A 21,062-nucleotide genomic window follows, 5' to 3' on the forward strand; every position below is an offset into this window, starting at 1 on the left:
TATATCCAATTGTTCCACGTGGAACATGATTTATATTTTTATAAAAGAAAGATTGTTCCACGTGGAACAATCTTCACTTATTTAAGAAAAACTATTAATGTTCCACGTGGAACATTAATAGTTTTTCGTTTTCTTTTTGCCTCATAAGCTTCGCCTCTTCTTCTGATTTATCCTTATATCCACAGAAATGTAATACGCCATGTATTAAAACACGTCTCATTTCTTCATCAAAAGAAACCTTAAATTCTGTAGCATTTTCTCGCACTCTTTCTGAAGAAATAAATATATCTCCATTTAATTGATTTCCTAATGTGGTATCAAAACTTATAATATCAGTATATGTGTCGTGATTTAAAAAATCTTGGTTAATCTTTAATAAATATTCATCATCACATATGATAAAACTAATTTCTCCCTCCGTCTTTTTTTCGGACAGGATAACAGTACTGATCCATGAGGATAAACTAGCTTCTGAAGCTAATTTACTATCTGTTTCGTAAAAAAAATTAATCATTTTTTTTGTTAAAATAACGTTGTACTCTTTGCTTATAATTTTGCCGCAAAGGTAATACTTGTCTATTTAATATCTCAGTAGTATTAAAATATTGTTTAGCTTTATCTAATTGGTTACTATTTTGGTTATCAAACTGTACTTTATTTGTTTTGCTTTCTCTTTTCTTTTCTTCTCCTTGCTCTAGAGTAGCATCTTCCAGTTTGAGTAATTCATGCTTTAAATTAAGCATCTTACTAAGAGTTCTCTCATTAAATCCTTTTTCTAGTAACTCTTGCTCCACTTCTTCCATCCTTCTTAATAAGCCACTACCAATTTTATTTCCTTTTCCCTCTTTTTTAATCCGATCTTGTAATGCATTTCTAAGCTGTTGCTGTTGTTTATAAATCTCATATAGTTCCCCATCTAGATTCTCTTTTTGCATTTGTGATTCTCCCTCGCCATTCTTATTTCCTCCATCATCTTTATTACCATTCTTACCTCCTTTTTGATTTCCTTTTTTTCCTTTACCACTATTCTTCTCTCCTTCTTTATCACCTTTCTTTTCTCCTTTTTCTTTACCTTTTTTCTCTCCTTCCTTCTTTCCTTCCTTCTTTCCTTTCTTAGCTCCTTCAGACATCTGTTTGTTTAACTCTTCTTGTTTTTTTATAATGTCTGGTAATTGAAATTCATTAGAACCGTTCTTTCCTTTACTGCCCGAAGCAGACATACTATTCTGCATCTGATCTAATGCTCTACTTAACAAATATGCCAGATCATTAGATCCTGTAACGGTATATTGTTGATTTGCAGAACCTGGCACTACCATGTTTTCTGATAATTTTTCTAATGATTTATCTATATTAAATTCTATATCTGTCAGTTTAGTAGTAACACTTTCTGTAATCTTAGGTGTACGTAACGCAAGGGCATATAGACTATCATCTATGTGTATGAAGTTCTCTCTTAAAACACTTTGCTTTCTTAACTTAGAAGAATATGAAGGATTATTAATATCTATTCCTTTAAAATCTTTCATTAAGCGTTCTTGTGCAATAGAAAAATCTACTAGATTATCTAAAATCTGTCTTAGCATTTGCATGTCTTCTTGCTGCTGTTCTCCTCCGGCCATCTGCATTTGCATTTTCATACTATTACTCATCTTTTTCATTTTCTGAGCGGCAGATTTTTGATTTTTCTTAGCATCGGATTTATCGTTTTTCTCTAAGTTATCTCTTGCTTGTTCTTGCTCTTTTTTTATCTCATTTTCATCTTCTTTTTTCTGATCTAAATCCATGGGTTTTTTTAAATCTTCATTTTCTTTTCTGAGTTTCTCCATTTCTTTTTGAAATTCTTCAAACTCATTATTTAATTCTTCTTGCTTTTCTTTAGTATTATCTTCATCCTTTTTATTAGATAGTTTTTCTTGTTTATCAGATAATTTATCAAGTTCCTCTACGAGTTTTTCATGTTTTTCTGCAACATAATATCGTTTGGTTAATTCTAGAAGTTGTTCTAAATTTTTCTTTATATTCTTATTTTCTTTACCTAATTCTTCAAGTTTTTTAGTAAGTTCTTCTTTTTGAATTTTTTTAGATAATCGTTCTATTTCTTCTAAAAGCTTTTCATTTTTTTTGAGCTTTTCTTCATTTCTTTCTAGTCTTTCTTTTAGGGCATCTTTAAATGGTTCTTCTTTTTTATCTTCAAACTGATTAAGGTTTTCTTTCAATTCCCTAGAGAAATCTTGCATCATTTTCTCTTGCTCTTTTTGGCGTTTTAAAAAGTCTTCTAGCTTTTTTTTGTCATTAAAATCTAATCTTTTCTTTTCTTTTTGAGTTTTACTTAAAGCTTTTAATTCTTCTTCCTGCTCTTTAAATTTATTTAATGATTTATGAAGTCCTGATATGGCCTCATTCTGTTTTTGTAATAGTGTGTTTTCTTTTTCTGCTTTTGATAATTGTCTAAAATTAAAAACCTGACTCTTTGTACTTTTATAATTATGAAGTATATCATTATCAAAAACCTCAAAATAGAATTCATAATTAATTCCTTCTACTAAGTCAATATCTGAAGGGAATGTGTATATAAATTCATCAAATTCTGTTCCTTTAATTCCTATATTTTTAATAGTAACATCAGATGCTTTATCTACATCGTAATACACTAATCTAAGTTTGGTTAATCCATAATCATCACTAACTCTACCATAAAAATATAATGTATGATTATCAATAGAGTCCTTTTCAGATTTTAGATTTAATTCGGGATATTGGTCTTTTACTACATTAATCCTAAATGATAAATTATCATAGTTCTGTACACTTTTATTTGATGTAGTAATCTCATAATCCAAGTTCTTATATAGTTTTTTATGGTATATAAAATCTGTTGTATTCTGTATCATAGAGATAACAGAATCTTTAGTTTTTAATTCTACCTTATCAGTATTTCTGGTCTGTACAACCCAACTTACTTTAGTTCCTTCTGGGATAGTGGCATTACCAGAGCTTTTTAAAACTTCATCAGTCTTTTTTGTATATCCTGGATAATCCAATTTCATAGTAAAATCTAATAAGGCAGGAATAGGTACTATGGATAGGTCATATGGAATAGAATGTATATCGTTAGCTTCGATTTTAAATTCTATAGGTTCTTTTGGCTGAATGAATGTATATTCAAACTCTCCTACTCCAACGTTTTTTAAAAAGTAAATTTCATTATTATAAGTAATCGTGGCATTATCAGGGATAACATCACCTACAATTTTTACTTTTAACAAAAAATCCTTATTTTCAAAAGCATTTAAATCAGTATTAGCTATAAAAAATTGAAAAGGTGCTGGTGGTTCATAAGCAATTTCATAATTAACAACTCTTTTATAACTATCTGAAATCCAATGTGTTTTATTAAATAAAAATAAAATAAAAAATAACACTACTGGTAGTGCTGCATATTTTAAATATGTCCTATTCTTCTGTAAATTAATTGCTAATTTAAAAGGTATTGGTTGTAATTGATTTGATTTTTGCTCTATACTTGCTAATAACAATGAAGATGAATCTTCATTCTCGCTTAATTGTAGAAGATTTATGAGTTTATCACTCACCTCAGGAAAATGATTACCTATAATACTAGATGCTTTTTTATAATCTATACCTTTAGTAAGTTTAAATAGTTTTGCTATTGGTAGTACTATAAATTTTATAAACAAGCCTACTTCCACTACTATAAATAGCCAAAATAATAGTGTTCTACCCAATGTATTAAGCCATAAAAAATTCTCAATTAATAGTGTGATCAAAAAGTACAAAACACCTATTGCAAAAAAAAGAATAATCCCTTTGATTAGTTCATTGATATAGTACTTCTTGATAAACTGTTCTAACTTGTTTTTTATGAATTGAAAATTCTCCATATACTAGATCTTCCTTTTTTCATTAACTTATAAATCTACAACTTTATTTTTAATAGGATTGTTATATTTATGATAATTCAACTTACTAGAATATAAGTCTTTATCAAAAAATTAAAAACATTTTTATTCTTATACTATCTTTGTTATCTATCGTATTGATTATCTAATGAACTATTTTCTACTACAATCCTTATACTGTTATGTATCATGTTCCACGTGAAATGAAACAGATCATTGTTATAAATAGGTTAACTTTTGTTAGCACTCTTCCTTATAAAAATATAGTTTTAGCTACTACTCTATTCTATTTTAAAGGATAAAATAATTCAGTCTACATATCTCTTCTTTCACACATCATTTTGGTATAAGATTGTATCTTTGTTATTATATATAAGCTTTTAAAAAACACAGTCATGATAAAAGATATTAGGGTACGTTTTGCACCTAGTCCTACCGGTCCCTTACATATAGGAGGAGTAAGAACAGCATTATTTAATTATCTTTTCGCAAAAAAAAATAATGGAACTTTTGTACTTCGAATAGAAGATACTGATCAAAATAGATATGTTCCTGGTGCAGAAGAATATATCAAAAATGCTTTGAATTGGTGTGGTATACCGTTTGATGAAGGAATAGAAAAAGAAGGTAAATTCGGACCTTATAGACAGAGTGAACGTAAACATTTATATAAACAATATGCTGATCAACTTATAAAAGATGGTTTTGCATATTATGCATTTGATACTTCTGAAGCTTTAAACAATCATAGAAAAGATCACGAAGCTAAAGGAAAAACATTTATATACAATTGGCACAATAGAGAAAAATTGACTAATTCTTTATCTCTTTCTAAAGATGAAGTAACTCATAAAATAAATTCTGGTATACCTTATGTAATCCGATTTAAATCACCACAAGATGAAATATTACATCTTACTGATGAGATTAGAGGGGATATGAAAATCGATACTAATATCCTAGATGATAAAATATTATTTAAGAGTGATGGAATGCCAACCTACCATCTTGCTAATATTGTAGATGATCATTTAATGAAGATTACACATGTTATCAGAGGAGAAGAATGGTTACCATCTCTGGCACTACATGTTTTATTGTATCGTTCTTTAGGTTGGGACTCCCCTATTTTTGCTCATCTTCCATTAATCCTAAAACCCGTAGGAAAAGGAAAATTAAGTAAACGAGATGGTGATAAAATGGGCTTTCCTGTTTTTCCATTGGCATGGACAGATCCAAAAACTCAAGAAATTTCTTCAGGATATAAAGAAGATGGATATCTACCAGAAGCTGTAGTTAATATGCTTGCATTTCTAGGATGGAATCCAGGAACAGAGCAAGAGTTATTTTCTTTAGAAGAATTAATACAAGAGTTCGATCTAAAACGTGTTCATAAAGCTGGAGCTAAATTCGACCCCGAGAAAACCAAATGGTTTCAACAACAACAGTTGCAAAAAATGGATTCTGATATATTAGTAGATCAATTTAAAAATATACTTTCTGAAAAAAATATTTCTACATCATTAGATCTTACTACTATTGTAAATACTGTAAAGGAACGTGCCGTTTTTACAATGGATCTATGGGAACTTAGTAATTTCTATTTTATATCCCCTACTAAATATGATGAAAAAGCTGTAAAAAAAGCATGGAAAGAAGATACATCAAGCTTAATGCATGAGCTAACCAGAATACTTAATGACATTACTGACTTTTCTGAAAATAACGTATCCACGACTATAAAAGGATGGATTACAGGAAAAGAAATTAGTTTTGGTAGAATTATGATGCCACTTCGTATTGCTTTAGTAGGATCATTACAAGGTCCTGATTTGTTTCAAATCGCCTCACTGATTGGTAAAGAAGAAACTATCAAAAGAATAGAAAATGCGATAGAGAACAACTAAAAAACTAACTAATTATGTTACAAAATGCCATTATTTTTTATAGTAATAATGGCATTTCTTGATTAGAGTTGTAACATATATAAATAAACTTATACGAATAAAGTAACTATATTAAAAACTTGTACTTATGGGAAAACAATTTAAAGTAATAAAAGTATCAAATACTTGGTCTATAGAAAAACTAAGAAAAAAAGTTGAAGACACTTTAAATAAATCTTCAGAAGAAGGTTGGGAAGTTATTGATATAAGTTATTTAGCTAATTTATATACAGCAATGATAACAATTTCAAAATAACGAATATCTATTTACAATTTATTAGTACATTAATGAATAAATAAGAGTTTAACATTTAATATAAAAAACAATGGGTTTATTTTTTATTCCAATAGTCATATTTCTGTTTATCATCATTATATCAGGAATATTTACTGTTAAGCAACAGACTTCTGCTATTGTAGAACGTTTTGGTAAATTTTTAAGTATCAGAAACTCAGGCTTACATTTTAAAATTCCTGTTTTTGATCGTATTGCTGGGCGTATTAATTTAAAAATTCAGCAACTCGATGTCCTTGTAGAAACCAAAACTAAAGATGATGTTTTTGTACGTCTTAAAATATCTGTACAGTTTCAAGTTATAAAAGAAAAAGTATACGATGCCTTTTATAAATTAGAAAATCCTCATGATCAAATTACATCTTATGTTTTTGATGTTGTACGTGCCGAGGTTCCTAAAATGAAATTAGATGATGTTTTTGAACGTAAGGATGATATTGCTATTGCTGTAAAACAAGAATTAAATGAAGCTATGGTAAATTATGGTTATGATATTATAAAAACCTTAGTAACTGATATTGATCCGGATATGCAGGTTAAAGAAGCTATGAATAGGATTAATGCTGCAGAACGTGAAAAAGTAGCAGCAGAATATGAAGCTGAAGCTGAAAGAATTAAAATTGTAGCAAAAGCACGTGCTGAAGCGGAAAGCAAAAGATTGCAAGGACAAGGGATTGCTGATCAGCGTAGAGAAATTGCTAGAGGTTTAGAAGAGAGTGTCGATGTTTTAAATAATGTAGGTATCAATTCTCAAGAAGCCTCTGCCCTAATTGTAGTAACTCAACACTATGATACATTACAATCCATAGGAGAAGAAACTAATAGTAATTTAATTCTATTACCAAATTCTCCACAAGCCGGTAGTGATATGTTAAATAATATGATTGCATCATTTACAGCTTCTAATCAAATTGGAGAAGAAATGAAAAAACAAAATGCAAAAAAAGGTATCGGGAAAAAACCAGATACTAATCAGTAAAAAATATCTTAAATTTAATAAAACTAAATATAAAGCGTTTTTAGAGTATTATAATATAATAGGTTTAATATCATATTCAATAAATTTTAATCGTTCTAAAAATGCTTTATATGAATCCATTTTTCATAAGAAAAATTAATGATTTGTTAAAAACAATAGATATTAATTATACTTAAAAAATAAGTATCTTTATAAAAAATAGTCCCCTAAGATAAATCTATACTATTAAATTTTTATAAAATAAGTAGTGGCTATTCATAATCTGATTCTTTAAAAAAATTAAATACAAACAGATGAAAAATTATTTTATTATTTTCTTACTTATTTCTGGAAGTGTTTTTTCTCAAAATATAGATACGCTTAAAGAATATGCAATAAGAGATGCAAAAGCTACTTCTGAAGCGTCTCTAAAAAAAGATCCTGATGCGTTATTAAAATATACGCATCCTAATATCTTTAAAAAATTTGGTAAAAAACAATTAACAGATACCATGGAAGAAATTTTTAGAACCATGGAAGCTCAAAAAATTAAAATTACCAGCTCTGAGGTTAATGAAGTAACTGATATAAAAAAAGAAAATAAAGAGTATCGTTGTCTCGTAAAAAATACTATAAAAATGGATTTTAATGGACGACTAATAATTTTAAAAAGTTCGCTATTTGGTTTTTATGATAAAAAGAAATCTCAGTGGTATTTTGTAGAATCTAATAAACTTTTAGATGATCCTGATACTAAAAAACTATTTCCTAGATTTAAAACTGAAATAGAAATTCCATTAGATGAACATATAGCAGATAACTAAAGCTAAGTATTCCTAAAAAAAGGAAAAAAACTCTTCTACTCCCAGTATTAACCTTATTAATATAGGGGTTAAAACCTCTAAATATCAGGTCTTTAACCTCTATTTTTTATTACATTTATTAGTAGATTTACATCCTTAAACTTCTCCCCATAATTCTATAGGAAACCATAAAAAATAGTTCTAAAAACAAATTTTGGTTTTCATTAAACACCCCTAGAAACTAGGTTTTTTCAAAAAAATAAAGTTTGAAAAACCGATCTAATACGGATGTACAATTATTAAATAAATGAATTATGAAAACAAAAGTAAAAAAAGAAGATTCTTATGAATTTTATGACAAATTATTAGGTAAAAAAAGAAGTTTTATACCTAATGAAGAACAAGTAGTAGTCTCTCTAAGGGTAAATGAAATAGAAAGCCAAGATGTATTAGACGAAAAAACAACTGATTTACTAAATAAAAGTAGTGTTTTTGATTTAGATTCTGGTTTTGCAATTATTGAAAAACTAAGTTTAGATGTTCTAAATACTGCCTCTAGCGATGTAGATTCTCTAAGTGATAAAGTAGCTAATTCTATTCCTTCTCTTGTAGATGAAGAAGAGAATACACATTATTTTATGCCAGACGAATTTACTGTACAGTTTGAAGAAAATCTAAGTGAAGATCAAATTGAAAAAATTCTAAAAAAAGAAGGATGTACTATAGCCCAAAAACAAAGAACTGAGGGGTATTATACACTCTATGTTCCTTCTGGAAAAGGGTTATTTGAGACTATGGAGAAATTTAATCGTATGGATGAGGTTCTTTTTTCAGAAGCCTCAGAAGTAGGTATAGAAGATGCTTTATATACTCCTAATGATCCGGATTTTAAAAAATTATGGGGATTGAAAAATACTGGGCAATCTGTAAATGGTACATCTGGGATTAATGATGCTGACATTGACGCTAATCTTGCTTGGAATCAACAAAGAGGTAATAGAAAAGTAATTATTGCAGTAATAGATACAGGTGTAGATTATAAACATGAAGACTTAAAAAATAATATTCTTAGTCGAGGATCTGAGGATTGGAATTTTGCTTCAGCATTATCTAAAGATCCAATGGATAGTGGAACTCATGGAACTCATGTTGCTGGTACTGCTGCTGCTGTAGACAATACCAAAGGAATAATAGGTGTTGCTCCACGATGTAAAATTATGCCTCTGAGAGTAAATCTCACATCCGGAAAAAATGCGAATAGAGCTGATGCTATTAATTATGTAGCAAAGCAAGCAAAACTGAAAAAAAATAATCGCTATGTGATCAATTGCAGTTGGAGAATGAGTGGACATCATACGGGTGTTTATAATGCAATCCGAAAAGCAGTAAAAAATAATGTAGTAGTGGTATTTGCTGCTGGTAATGCTAATAGAAATATTGATATAATTCCTCAATATCCTGCGATATATAGCCAAGTTATCGCTGTTGCAGCAACCGATCAAAAAGATAAAAGAGCTTCTTTTTCTAATTATGGAAAAAAAGTAGATGTTTCTGCTCCTGGTGTTAATATATGGTCTACGGTTCCTAATAACAATCACAATGGATATTCGTATAAAAATGGTACTTCTATGGCATCGCCACATGTTGCCGGTTTAGCGGGCTTAATATGGTCTAAAAACAAAGATTTAACTAATGCACAGGTAAGAAAGATTATAGAGCAAACTACAGATAATATTGATGCTAAAAATCCAGGATTTGCAGGAAAACTAGGAACAGGAAGAATAAATGCTTATAAAGCAATAAAGAAAACTCCTAAACCTAAGATCAAAACTAAATTGATTAAAACTTTTAATTTTCCACAAGCCAATGCAGGATCTAGTACTGGTATGGCATATGCCAGAAGTATTAGAGTACATCCTATTCCTTTTTTTCCAAAAAGAAAAGCATTATTATTTGTAACTCAAAAAGCTTTTAGTGAAAAAATTTATTTACTAAATCCTATAAATGGGGCTGTTATAAAATCATTTGATCCTCCTGCTAATAATACATTAGGGTCATTAGGATGGGATGGAAAATTTATTCATGGAGCAAATGTTACCACTGGATCTGGTAGTATTAATAAATTTCATCCATTTAATGGTAGCTTAGCAGGTAGCATATCTGCTCCTGCAGGAAGAGGAGAAGGATTGACCTTTTATGGATCATATGCCTACTACTCTACTATAAATAAGATCCATAAAATCAAGAAAAGTAATGGTGTTTTATTAAATTCTGTTCCTGCACCAGGAGGATCATGCCATGCTATAGTGTATGGAGATGGATATCTATTCTGCGGTAATACTAATACAGGAAAAATTACTGTTGTAAAACGTTCTAATTTTAAGCTTAGAGATACAATCATTGCTCCAGGAGGAGTCAATAAACGTGTAGATGCTCTTGCATATGATACTTATAGTAATACTTTATATATTGCTAATCAAAAACTTAACAAAATTTATAAAGTAAAATTAACTTTTTAAAGTTATAAAAAAGTGTAACAAAAAAACCTCACAAGTTTTTGGCTTGTGAGGTTTTTCATATTATATTTTTGAGTTATAAAGAATATTTAGAAACCATTGTTTTTGCTTCTAATTGTAATAATTCATTCTTATCATTAAGTGCTTTACTAATAAAGTCTTTAGCCAATTGATCTGGTGTACTATTATTAGTTTCTAAAACGATGCCTAATGCTATCATTACAGCAATGCGAGTTCCTGCTTTTTTAACGGCAGTTTCATATAATGGTACCAACTCATCTATAGTTATAGTTTTAGCAGCTGCTTGTATTTTAATTTTAAGAGCTGCTCTTTTATCTTCTGGAAGATTAGTATACTTCTTCCCTGCTCTCTTTATTTCTTCGATTGCTGGTATCCCTTTTTGCTGATTTTGGGATTGTTTCTGAGGGTTAGATTGGGTTGCAACTGGTTTTACCTTAGCCCAACTATCTCTTAATCCTACTGTTTTATTAAATACTAATTGATCAGGTTTACTATCAGGATCTACATTAAAATATCCTAATCTCTGAAATTGAAACTGATCTAAGTGTTTAGCATCACTAAGACTTGGTTCTACATAACCCGTTATCACCTTTAGAGAATCTGGGTTTAAAAATTCTATAAAATCTTTATCTTTATGACTATCTGGTGCTTCATCACTAAATAATCTGTCATAAATTCTAACCTCGGCAGGAATTGCATGTGGTATAGAAACCCAATGTAGTGTACCTTTTACATTACGTTTAGATTCTTCAGTACCGCTACCAGATTTACTTTTGGGATCATATGTACAATGAATTTCGGTAATATCTCCTTTGGCATCTTTTATAACAGCTTCTCCTTTGATGATATATCCATTTTTAAGCCGTACTTCTTTACCTAATGTTAGTCTAAAAAATTTATTACCTGCTGTTTCTTTAAAATCTTCTCTCTCGATATATAGTTCTTTAGAAAAAGGTACTTTTCGAGAACCTGTAGTAGCATCTTCTGGATTATTTTCAGCTTCTAGCCACTCTTCTTTTCCTTCTGGATAATTAGTGATTACTAATTTTATAGGATCTAAAACAGCCATTACTCGTGATGCTTTTTTATTAAGATCTTCTCGTACACAGAACTCTAATAAAGATACATCAATTACATTTTCTCGTTTAGCAACTCCTACCGTTTCTACAAATTTTCTTATAGATGTTGGTGTATATCCTCGTCTTCGTAATGCAGATATTGTAGGCATTCTAGGATCATCCCATCCTGATACAACTCCTTCTTGTACTAATCTAAGTAATTTACGCTTACTCATAATCGTATAACTCAGATTAAGACGTGCAAATTCTCTTTGTTTAGGTCGTATATTCTCACTATATATCTGATCCAAAAACCAATCATATAACTTTCTATGAGGCTTAAATTCTAAAGAACATAGTGAATGTGATATATTTTCGATATAATCACTTTCCCCATGTGTCCAATCATACATAGGATAGATACACCAGTCATCTCCTGTTCTATGATGTGATTTTTTTAAAATTCTATACATCAAAGGATCTCTCATCAGCATATTAGGATCTGCCATATCTATCTTAGCTCTCACTACATGTTCCCCTTCATTAAATACTCCTTGTTTCATTTTCTCAAAAAGATCTAAGTTCTCATCTATAGAGCGATCTCTATATGGGCTATTACTACCTGGCTCAGTAGTTGTACCCTTTTGTTCAGCAATAGTCTCAGCAGATTGAGAGTCTACATATGCTTTACCTTTTTTAATTAATGCTACAGTCCAGTCATACAACTGCTGAAAATAATCAGAAGAATAGCATTCTCGATCCCATTGATATCCTAACCAAGTGATATCTTCCTTAATAGCATCTACATATTCTTGCTCTTCTTTTGCTGGATTAGTATCATCAAAACGCAAATTTACTGGTGCATTATATCTCAGTCCTAAACCAAAACTTATTCCTATTGCTTTTGTATGACCAATATGTAAATATCCATTAGGTTCTGGTGGAAATCTAAAACGTAAATTTTCTATACTTATCTCACTTTTAAGATCTTCTTCTATAAGATGTTCTATAAAATTAAGTGACTTTTTCTCTTCTGTCATAGCTATAATGATGATAATCTCTGTTAAAATAATTTTAAAGATTATCGTTTTTAATTCATAAAATCCTACTCCTTATAAGAAGTAATTTAAAAACACAAAACTACAAATTCTAATGATGCTTAACTATTGTATAAAAGTCTTTAATACGAATTAATATCAATTAGATGCCAAAATTACGAATGCTATTAAACTAAGGTCTGTGTTTTTGATCATCGAATATTAGAAAGTCTACATTTTTAACTACTTCTATAAACATAGAATGACAATGATAAGTATCTATAAATAAAGTTATTCAATGAATTATAAGGCTATGCAACAAAAAAATAGGATTTTTACCTTATTTTAATACCAAAGATTCTTTTTATCTTTACAAAAAAATTGTGTGGGACTCATAAAATTGAAAAACATCAAGGTATATGCGTACCATGGATGTCTTGTAGAGGAAAAAAAAATAGGATCTGATTATAGAGTAGATCTAAGAGTAAAAGCAGATTTATCAAAGTCTGCACTATCAGATGTATTAGCAGAAACGGTAGACTATGTTCATCTTAATCGTATTGTAAAAGAAGAAATGGCTATACGTTCTAAGTTATTAGAACATGCTGCAGAACGTATTTTGGTAAGAATATTAGATGAAATACCATTAGTTGATAAAGCAGTTGTAGATGTTTCTAAAATTAATCCTCCTATTGGTGGAAATGTAGAAATGGTAACTATTACAAAAAGTAAAATTCGTTAATTTTATCATATAAAAACATAAGAATTTTTATTTAATTCAAAATCATTTAAGAAGTAACCAGATTTTTTTTTACATTTGCCATCTATAAAAAATAGGGTGTCGTGGCCGAGTGGCTAGGCAGTGGTCTGCAACACCATCTACAGCGGTTCGAATCCGCTCGACACCTCAGAAAATCCCGTACATTATGTATGGGATTTTTTTATTTAAATTTAGATTCGGGGGTGATTTTCTCAATTTCGTTCTGAATTCTTTTTTCCATAGTATCAGGCAAGACACCTTTTAGAATAAGAAATATACCAAATACAACCATCACAATGCTAATGATTCTCTTAATTAGATATATTCTTTTAGGGGTCAACTTCTTTTTAAGTCGTTTTGCCAACAACATTTTAAATAAATCAATAAAAAGATACGTACCTAAAACCATCATAAAAAAGTATAGTATCCTATTAGTATCCATATCTAACTGAGGACCAATAACAATAATAATACTTAACCAAAATCCTAAAACTCCTATATTAATAAAATTAAGTAAAAACCCTTTGATAAAGAGCATTAGGTAATTATGCTTATTGATAATTTCTACAGAAGTATCTCTGAGTTTATTATAATTTTTTCTTTCCTGAATAAAAGAAATCACTCCATAGGTCGCTAATAACATTCCACCAAATATAAATAAGGCAGGATCGTCTTTTATTTTCTCTAAAATCTGATTGGTACTAAAATATGCGATAAGAATAAATACTATATCAGCAAAAATAACTCCTAGGTCAACAGCCAAAGCTGCTCTAAATCCCTTTATAGCAGCGGTTTCTAGGAGTACAAAAAAAACAGGTCCTATTAAAAAAGCTAATAAGAAACCTAATGGTATAGCTGCCTGAGCATCGTGTAGCATAGCGGTCTAAACGTATTTCTTACAAATTTAAAACTTACTAGTTAACTTCAATAATTTTTCCACCTAAAAGTTTTTGAGAATCGATTTCTCTAGGATTTCCATAAATTTTTATAGTTCCTCCTGCATTTGTATTTGCTTTTATATAATTCTTAGCATATACTTCAGCTGTTCCACCGGCGCTAACTTTTACCATAGTCTTTTTGGATTTAAGATTTTTTGCATGATACTGTCCTCCAGAAGTAATACTAATATCTTGTTCTTTTGCATTTCCTTTTAATATAATTTCTCCTCCTGTAACTGCTTTAGTATATAAAAATTCAGTTTCAATAGTAGCAATCATACTAGCACCTTCCTGAGCTCTTAGATCCAGATTTTTTGAATCAATTGTACTGGTGACTTCTACTCTAGCTCCTTCATTAACATCAATCTTATGGATATCAGTATAATACACAATTACTTCTGTATTATTATTATCCCATAGATTACCTATAGACATTCTAATTTTTAGAAGATTATTTTTTTGTATGATATCAACATCTCTTCTTTTTATACCTGTGATTTCTACTCTATTATCATCACCTTTAATTAAGGTCACTCGTATTTTATCAAATACTTTCAGTTCAGTAAAATCACCGATATCTCTAGTTATGGTATCTTGTGCTTGTACTGTTATTACTATAAAGAATATAAAAAGAAGTGTTATTTTGTTCATCGTTTTATTTTTTAATAATTACTATATATTACTTAAAAAACGACACTTATTTCTAATTATTCTTCTTTACTACCTAACAATATAAAATCTAGATGTCGTTTTATAAGATCTGCATTTTTTACTTTTACCACTACTTCATCTCCCAATTGGTATCTTTTTTTGGTTTGTTCTCCAACAATAGCATATTCATCCTGATCAAAAATATAGCGATCATCATTCATATCTTTCAGTCGGATCATCCCTTCACATTTATTGGCAATGATTTCTACATAAATTCCCCACTCTGTTACTCCAGAAATAACTCCAACAAACTGCTCATTCTCATGATCTTTCATAAATTTTATTTGCATAAACTTTATAGAATCACGTTCTGCACTGGCAGCTAGATTTTCCATACTACTACTATGGTTACATTTTTCTTCATATTCTTCTTCTGCAACAGATTTTCCACCATCTAGATATTGTTGTAGCAAACGATGTGCCATAACATCAGGATATCTACGTATTGGAGAAGTAAAATGAGAATAATACTCAAATGCTAATCCATAATGACCTATATTATGAGTGGTATATTCTGCTTTACTCATACTACGTATGGCTAAAGTATCTACTAGATTTTGTTCTTTTTTACCTTGGACATCTTTTAACAATCCGTTTAATGATTGGGTAGTCGTTTTTCGATCTCTAAGATCTAGTTTATATCCAAACCGCCCTATGATATTTTGTAATGCTGCTAATTTTTCATCATTCGGTTCATCATGTACTCGGTATACGAATGTTTTTTTAGGATTTTGTTTTCCTATGAATTCTGCTACCTTTTTATTAGCAAGTAGCATAAACTCTTCGATAAGCTTATTAGCGTCCTTAGAAGTCTTAAAAAACACTCCTACAGGCTCACTATTTTCATTTAGCGTAAATTTTACTTCTACTTTATCAAAAGAAATGGCTCCCTCTCTCATTCTTTTACCACGCATAATTTTGGCAAGTTCATCTAATTTAAGAACTGCTTCTGCTATTTTTGGATCTGCTGTATATTCTTTTCCTGTAATAGAGATCTCAGTAGGAATTGTATTTTCTTTGGTTTCTATGATATGCTGTGCTTCTTCATATGCAAATCGTGCATCAGAATAGGTAACTGTTCTACCAAACCATTGCTCTACAATTTCTGCTTTATTATTAAGTTCAAACACGGCAGAAAATGTATATTTTTCTTCATTAGGTCGTAATGAACATGCATTATTAGATAATACTTCGGGTAACATAGGTACTACTCTATCTACCAGATATACTGATGTTGCTCTTTCATAAGCTTCATCATCCAGTAATGTCCCTGGTTTTACATAATGGGATACATCTGCGATATGAATTCCTATTTCGTAATTACCATTTTCTAAAACCTGAAACGATAATGCATCATCAAAATCTTTAGCATCTTTTGGATCTATAGTAAACGTTAGGGTTTTTCTCATATCCCTACGTTTTTTTATTTCTGATTCTTGGATACTGGTATCTAATTGATTTGCATATTCTTCTACTTCTGCAGGAAACTCATAAGGCAATCCATATTGCGCCAAAATAGAATGGATCTCGGTATTATGCTCTCCGGGTTTTCCTAGGACTTTAACGATTTTTCCGAATGGTGAATCTGCTTTTTCTGGCCAATCTTCGAGTTTTACTAATACCTTATCTCCATTTTCTGCTTTTCCTATTTTATTTTTAGGAACAAAAATATCAGTATACATTTTGGTATCCTGCATGTTTACAAAAGCATAATTTTTTTGGATATCTATAACTCCTACAAATTCATCTTTCTTACGCGAAATAATTCTAGAAATCTCTCCTTCACTTTTCCCTCTTCGTTTTCTGCGATAGATATATACCTCTACCTCATCTCCATGTAATGCTTTGTTTAAGTTATTATTAGGTATAAAGATATCATCTTCAAGATCTTCTACAATGACATATCCTGTACCTTTGGAGGTGATTTCTAAACTACCGGTATACGTATTTATATTAGGTACTATTTTAAATTTTCCTCTTTCTGTTTCTTCTATTTCTTTTTTTGCGGCGAGCTGAGCTAATTTTTTTATAATTTGGTTTCTACTACTCGCATCATCAACTCCAAACTTTGCAGCAATTTGCTTATAATTAAAACTTTTAGTAGGCTCAGTTTTTAACATTTTTAGTATTCCCTGAGTGATATTCTCTATTTTTGATGACTTCTTTCTTCTTCTTCTACTCTTTCCTTTCATTAATATGTATTCTATTATTTATGATAAAAGTACAGTTTATCTTTTCAAGATCAGTAATTTTAAGTTTAATCTTTTATCAATCTGCAAAGTATACTAATAGCATTAAGTCATTTTTTTTAAAAGATATCCTAAAACTCATCCATTAACCAAAAAAAAAATCTTCATATTTTATTCAGAAATATAACTTCATAAATAGAGTAGTATAAAAGTATATTGCTATCTAATTAGTTAAGAAAACCTATGGATAACGAGTTATTATTTTTATAAAATTATATTCTATCTCAGGTTATTTAGTAACTAAAAATCAAATTATTAGACTTATTTTGTATATTGCTCGGATAAGGTTAATATACCACAGAATTATTATAATGAAAGATTTTGTTACTATTACTACATATACATACCCCTTTGAGTACGCTATCTTAAAAACTATATTGGATAGAGAAGGAATTTCATATTTTTTTGAAAACGAAACAATGATAGGTGTTTTTCCTTTTTATTCAAATGCATTAGGAGGTATCAATCTAAAAGTTCATCAAAAAGATAAAGATAAAGCGTTGCAGATCATAGATGATCTAAACATGGATTCTCATTTAAGAATCGTATAATTTTTTTATAAAAACAATTCTATTCTATAACCTCAGGAAGTTAGACGCTCTTATAAAGGGGTTCAATTTTTATTTTATAATCTTATTTAGTATTCTAAAATAGAAACATAGCTAAGTTATACCTAAATGTAACACTACATTTTTTTATAGAGTCATACAAGAATAGAAATAGAACATTAAAAAAAATAAGACATCGTATTCTTTATTCACTATAGTTTTCAACATATATATTATATATATCTTTTCTTTTTTAAAATTTAAAATAAATAATAATGATTATAATGTAGTGTGGATAGCGGTATATCTTTTTTTTATTTTATTTGTTTTTAAAGTTAATTCGAATTTTCAAATATATATGAACAGGATATGAATAGTCTAATTAGCTGAAAATGTTACAAAACTAAAATTTAATTAACAGTTGTTAATAGTTTATAAACACATAAATTTCTTAATATAATTACGGTAAAACCGTAGTTGATAACATTGACTTAACACTTGAAAACTTCCCTAAAAAAAGATAAGTTATAATTTTGATTTCTCCCTAGGATGCTTGTATTCTAATAAAAATTAAGATTACCAAAAAAACTTTATGAATTTTAGGAACTGTTTATTCACACTTAGTGTTAACACAGAAATAGGAGTTATTAACATTGCGATAATATTGGGTTAAAGCCTTCATAGAGAGTTTAATACTCCGTATTCTATAATTAAAACAAAAAAACCTTTTTTGGCGACATACCTCGTGAGTTTGGTTGGAGGTTATTGATTTAGTGATTTTTTGGAGTTTACTTTTTTAGATTAAAGTATCTTTGTCCCTATAATCCAATCCAATAAAAAGAAATGAAAATAGCTATAGGAAACGATCACGCAGGAACTGACTATAAAGTTGCTATTGCAACATATCTAGAATCTCAGAAAATTGAAGTTATCAACTATGGTACTAATGATAATAGTAGTGTTGATTATCCAGACTTTGTACATCCTGTGGCAAAAGATGTAGATACTAAGAATGTTGATTTCGGAATTTTAATCTGTGGTAGTGGTAATGGAGTAGCTATGACTGCTAATAAATATGATACTGTTCGTGCGGGACTTTGTTGGACAAAAGAAATCACAGAGTTAACAAGATTACATAATGATGCTAATATTATATGTATCCCTGCACGATTTACCTCACTACCTCAGGCAATAGAAATGGTAAAAACATTTTTAAACACCGAGTTCGAGGGTGGTAGACACCAAAATAGAGTACAAAAAATACCAATGTGTTTATAAGCTCGTAAAACACATAATAGAAAGTAGTAATCATACATTACTACTTTTTTTGTTATATTTTCTACCAATATATAGTTAGTATTATTACGATATGGATATAAGATTTAAGACCAAAGCTTTTGATAGGTTATCAACACCAGAGTTATATGAAATTTTGCGCTTACGCGCAGAGGTATTTGTGGTAGAGCAAGATTGTGTATATCAGGATATTGATAATAAGGATCAAAAAGCACTACATGTAATCGGATATAAAGATCAAAAAATCGTAGCCTATACCAGAGTATTTGATGCAGGATATTATTTTGATAGTGCTAGTATTGGTAGAGTCGTAGTAGCTGAGACAGAAAGAAAATACGGCTATGGTCATAGTCTTATTAAAGAGAGTATCAACGCTATAGAAGAGCATTTTAACACCAAAAAAATCAAAATATCTGCGCAGGTATATCTTATAAAATTTTATAAAATACATGGTTTTATACCTATTGGAGAGGAGTATCTAGAGGATGGAATACCTCATATAGCGATGATAAGAGAGAGTAAGTAATAGATAGAAATATGACAAATAAAAAAAGCTGTAAAAGAGGACTCTTTTACAGCTTTTTTTGATGGTAGTATAGAGAAGCTATATGATCGTCACACTACTGATCTACCTCTTCTTTTGGGAGTTTAATACTGTTTTCCTCTTTTGGGATACGTTTTTTTAGCAGTAAGATCTGTCCTAGATGACTAGATTGATGTTCCATTACATGAAACCATGCAAAATGATTATTCATCGTAGATCCAGGACGCATCTGTTCTAACCATTCGTCATTGCGCTTAGCAAGTTCTTCTACTGTTTTTTTTCGTACTTCTTTATAAATATTTAGATAATACTCAATAGGTTTTCCTTTTAATTTTTCACGAGCTTCTTTACCAAGACTTAGTCCTAATTGCCATTTTTCTTTTTCTTCTTTAGTAAACTTACGGTTTTCAAAAGTATATACCTGATAATATGCTTCTGCGGCTGCTAGATGCATAATTAATGCACCAATTCTGTTTGCTTTTTCATCTAATAAATGATCAGTTTCTCTTATATCAAGATTTTTCACAGTTCGTTCTACTCTATTACTTAGGTTATTGAGCATGGCAACCAATGTGCCTATCTGCGGAGTAAATCCCTCTTCTGTATTAATTACCCTACTTTTTTTAACACCCTTACCTTCTAGCATTAAACTAAAAGAATTATCCTCAGTATTTTTTATAGAATATAGTGTAAATTCTTTTATAACAGTTTTTTTGTTTTTACCAATTCCCCATTGCCAACTAGGAATTGTTTGATCTTTTATTTGATTTTCGAATTGACCATTATCGATAATGATTTTTTTATATTCTCCATTTTCATTTTGGATAGATAGTTCAAAATTATCAAAATAGAATTGACCATTATAGACACATATCCCTCCAAAATTAAGTGTTTTAGAATTTTTATCAATTTCTCCCTCTATGGTATAGGTAGCCCATTGATTAGATATAATTAGGTCTATCTAACATATTATCAAAAAAACCAGATTCTCCATTACTATTATCAACTCGTACCCATAGCCCTGCCATTCCATCGTTGTTTTCTGATGTTACTTTTACAGATGCTTGTAGTTTAAAATTGGTTTTTTTAGTTGTTTTAATCTCTATTGATTGTGTAAAAGCAGCCCAATCCCGAGAGATTTTTTGGTTTGTGCAATAGTAACTGTAATTATAACAGTATTAGAGCTACAGTAATAATTTTAAGAGTTTTGATAAGTATATTATTTTTAGATTAATGAATATATAAAGTGATAAAAATACATCTTTTTACTCCTTTAACTGATACTCAGGATGACCTGTTTGCCATAAGGCAAAAGTAAATACATCTGCATATTTACCATATCGTTCTAACTTACTATTATTCATTCCTCCATGACCATCCTCAAAACTTATTCCGAATAGAATAGGATTATCCGAGGCATTATACGCCTGTAATCTGGCAACAAATTTTGCAGGATTCC

The 21,062-nt window shown here is 29.6% G+C and carries 17 protein-coding genes and 1 tRNA gene; 10 read left to right on the plus strand and 8 right to left on the minus strand.

Annotation, left to right across the window (positions count from 1 at the left end; all coding sequences use genetic code 11):
• Window positions 1–94: 94 nt before the first annotated feature.
• Both ybeY and N456_RS06400 read right to left on the minus strand, forming a co-directional pair.
• Complete coding sequence (gene ybeY / locus N456_RS06395; protein WP_062055090.1) at window positions 95–514, minus strand: rRNA maturation RNase YbeY; 420 nt, start codon at window positions 512–514, stop codon at window positions 95–97.
• On the minus strand, window positions 507–3,905 hold the full coding sequence (locus tag N456_RS06400; RefSeq protein WP_062055091.1) for a DUF4175 family protein: 3,399 nt from the start codon (window positions 3,903–3,905) through the stop codon (window positions 507–509). The genes ybeY and N456_RS06400 overlap by 8 nt, the downstream gene beginning before the upstream one ends.
• A gap of 413 nt (window positions 3,906–4,318) precedes the next feature.
• Between N456_RS06400 and gltX the strand changes: the two genes are divergently transcribed.
• The 5 genes from gltX to N456_RS06420 all read left to right on the plus strand — a co-directional run bounded on the left by gltX (window position 4,319) and on the right by N456_RS06420 (window position 10,444).
• Window positions 4,319–5,830, plus strand: coding sequence for a glutamate--tRNA ligase (gene gltX, locus N456_RS06405; protein ID WP_062055092.1), 1,512 nt, complete (start codon window positions 4,319–4,321; stop codon window positions 5,828–5,830).
• Window positions 5,831–5,957: 127 nt separating this feature from the next.
• A complete protein-coding gene (locus N456_RS24280) occupies window positions 5,958–6,125 on the plus strand; it encodes a DUF4177 domain-containing protein (protein WP_158447836.1) in 168 nt (55 codons plus the stop codon).
• A 70-nt stretch (window positions 6,126–6,195) separates the two neighbouring features.
• Entirely contained in the window at window positions 6,196–7,143 is a 948-nt protein-coding gene (locus N456_RS06410) for an SPFH domain-containing protein (protein WP_062055093.1), read from the plus strand.
• 293 nt (window positions 7,144–7,436) lie between these two features.
• Window positions 7,437–7,946 carry a hypothetical protein gene (locus N456_RS06415; RefSeq protein ID WP_062055094.1) on the plus strand — a complete coding sequence of 170 codons (510 nt, stop codon included), beginning with the start codon at window positions 7,437–7,439 and terminating at the stop codon, window positions 7,944–7,946.
• 293 nt (window positions 7,947–8,239) lie between these two features.
• Window positions 8,240–10,444, plus strand: a complete 2,205-nt coding sequence (locus tag N456_RS06420; protein WP_062055096.1) for a S8 family serine peptidase — start codon at window positions 8,240–8,242, stop codon at window positions 10,442–10,444.
• 73 nt (window positions 10,445–10,517) lie between these two features.
• Here N456_RS06420 and N456_RS06425 read toward each other — a convergent pair whose 3' ends face one another.
• Window positions 10,518–12,560, minus strand: coding sequence for a glutamine--tRNA ligase/YqeY domain fusion protein (locus N456_RS06425; RefSeq protein ID WP_062055098.1), 2,043 nt, complete (start codon window positions 12,558–12,560; stop codon window positions 10,518–10,520).
• Between the two features lie 382 nt (window positions 12,561–12,942).
• Between N456_RS06425 and folB the strand changes: the two genes are divergently transcribed.
• Window positions 12,943–13,299: a dihydroneopterin aldolase gene (folB, locus tag N456_RS06430; protein WP_062055100.1), complete on the plus strand. Its 357-nt coding sequence runs from the start codon at window positions 12,943–12,945 to the stop codon at window positions 13,297–13,299.
• A gap of 95 nt (window positions 13,300–13,394) precedes the next feature.
• Window positions 13,395–13,465, plus strand: a tRNA-Cys gene (locus N456_RS06435).
• Between the two features lie 33 nt (window positions 13,466–13,498).
• Here N456_RS06435 and N456_RS06440 read toward each other — a convergent pair.
• From N456_RS06440 to rnr, 3 genes are read right to left on the minus strand one after another with little or no spacing between them, the layout of a single operon-like run.
• Complete coding sequence (locus N456_RS06440; protein WP_062055102.1) at window positions 13,499–14,194, minus strand: LysE family translocator; 696 nt, start codon at window positions 14,192–14,194, stop codon at window positions 13,499–13,501.
• A gap of 37 nt (window positions 14,195–14,231) precedes the next feature.
• Entirely contained in the window at window positions 14,232–14,906 is a 675-nt protein-coding gene (locus tag N456_RS06445; protein ID WP_062055104.1) for a head GIN domain-containing protein, read from the minus strand.
• Window positions 14,907–14,962: 56 nt separating this feature from the next.
• Window positions 14,963–17,158 carry a ribonuclease R gene (gene rnr, locus N456_RS06450; protein WP_062055106.1) on the minus strand — a complete coding sequence of 732 codons (2,196 nt, stop codon included), beginning with the start codon at window positions 17,156–17,158 and terminating at the stop codon, window positions 14,963–14,965.
• Between the two features lie 368 nt (window positions 17,159–17,526).
• Between rnr and N456_RS06455 the strand changes: the two genes are divergently transcribed.
• From N456_RS06455 to N456_RS06465, 3 genes are all read left to right on the plus strand, one after another.
• A complete protein-coding gene (locus tag N456_RS06455; RefSeq protein ID WP_062055108.1) occupies window positions 17,527–17,766 on the plus strand; it encodes a putative signal transducing protein in 240 nt (79 codons plus the stop codon).
• Window positions 17,767–18,606: 840 nt separating this feature from the next.
• Window positions 18,607–19,041 carry a ribose 5-phosphate isomerase B gene (gene rpiB / locus N456_RS06460; RefSeq protein ID WP_062055110.1) on the plus strand — a complete coding sequence of 145 codons (435 nt, stop codon included), beginning with the start codon at window positions 18,607–18,609 and terminating at the stop codon, window positions 19,039–19,041.
• A gap of 91 nt (window positions 19,042–19,132) precedes the next feature.
• Complete coding sequence (locus tag N456_RS06465) at window positions 19,133–19,585, plus strand: GNAT family N-acetyltransferase (RefSeq protein WP_148639217.1); 453 nt, start codon at window positions 19,133–19,135, stop codon at window positions 19,583–19,585.
• A 94-nt stretch (window positions 19,586–19,679) separates the two neighbouring features.
• Here N456_RS06465 and N456_RS24995 read toward each other — a convergent pair whose 3' ends face one another.
• Together N456_RS24995 and N456_RS24285 are read right to left on the minus strand one after the other, a co-directional pair.
• Entirely contained in the window at window positions 19,680–20,249 is a 570-nt protein-coding gene (locus N456_RS24995; protein WP_240315494.1) for a mycothiol transferase, read from the minus strand.
• 619 nt (window positions 20,250–20,868) lie between these two features.
• On the minus strand, window positions 20,869–21,062 hold a 194-nt coding region (locus N456_RS24285), incomplete at its 5' end, for a hypothetical protein (RefSeq protein ID WP_158447837.1).

This window comes from Aquimarina longa SW024 (assembly GCF_001401755.1).
Lineage (GTDB): Bacteria > Bacteroidota > Bacteroidia > Flavobacteriales > Flavobacteriaceae > Aquimarina > Aquimarina longa.

What these genes read in the sequence shown, in the direction of transcription:
- N456_RS06465 (WP_148639217.1), top strand. Translation starts at nt 19,133, where the DNA reads ATGGATATAAGATTTAAGACCAAAGCTTTTGATAGGTTATCAACACCA.
- gltX (WP_062055092.1), top strand. Translation starts at nt 4,319, where the DNA reads ATGATAAAAGATATTAGGGTACGTTTTGCACCTAGTCCTACCGGTCCC.
- rpiB (WP_062055110.1), top strand. Translation starts at nt 18,607, where the DNA reads ATGAAAATAGCTATAGGAAACGATCACGCAGGAACTGACTATAAAGTT.
- N456_RS06440 (WP_062055102.1), bottom strand. Translation starts at nt 14,194, where the DNA reads ATGCTACACGATGCTCAGGCAGCTATACCATTAGGTTTCTTATTAGCT.
- N456_RS06420 (WP_062055096.1), top strand. Translation starts at nt 8,240, where the DNA reads ATGAAAACAAAAGTAAAAAAAGAAGATTCTTATGAATTTTATGACAAA.
- rnr (WP_062055106.1), bottom strand. Translation starts at nt 17,158, where the DNA reads ATGAAAGGAAAGAGTAGAAGAAGAAGAAAGAAGTCATCAAAAATAGAG.
- N456_RS24280 (WP_158447836.1), top strand. Translation starts at nt 5,958, where the DNA reads ATGGGAAAACAATTTAAAGTAATAAAAGTATCAAATACTTGGTCTATA.
- N456_RS06445 (WP_062055104.1), bottom strand. Translation starts at nt 14,906, where the DNA reads ATGAACAAAATAACACTTCTTTTTATATTCTTTATAGTAATAACAGTA.
- N456_RS06410 (WP_062055093.1), top strand. Translation starts at nt 6,196, where the DNA reads ATGGGTTTATTTTTTATTCCAATAGTCATATTTCTGTTTATCATCATT.
- N456_RS06415 (WP_062055094.1), top strand. Translation starts at nt 7,437, where the DNA reads ATGAAAAATTATTTTATTATTTTCTTACTTATTTCTGGAAGTGTTTTT.
- N456_RS06455 (WP_062055108.1), top strand. Translation starts at nt 17,527, where the DNA reads ATGAAAGATTTTGTTACTATTACTACATATACATACCCCTTTGAGTAC.
- N456_RS24995 (WP_240315494.1), bottom strand. Translation starts at nt 20,249, where the DNA reads ATGCTAGAAGGTAAGGGTGTTAAAAAAAGTAGGGTAATTAATACAGAA.
- ybeY (WP_062055090.1), bottom strand. Translation starts at nt 514, where the DNA reads ATGATTAATTTTTTTTACGAAACAGATAGTAAATTAGCTTCAGAAGCT.
- N456_RS06400 (WP_062055091.1), bottom strand. Translation starts at nt 3,905, where the DNA reads ATGGAGAATTTTCAATTCATAAAAAACAAGTTAGAACAGTTTATCAAG.
- N456_RS06425 (WP_062055098.1), bottom strand. Translation starts at nt 12,560, where the DNA reads ATGACAGAAGAGAAAAAGTCACTTAATTTTATAGAACATCTTATAGAA.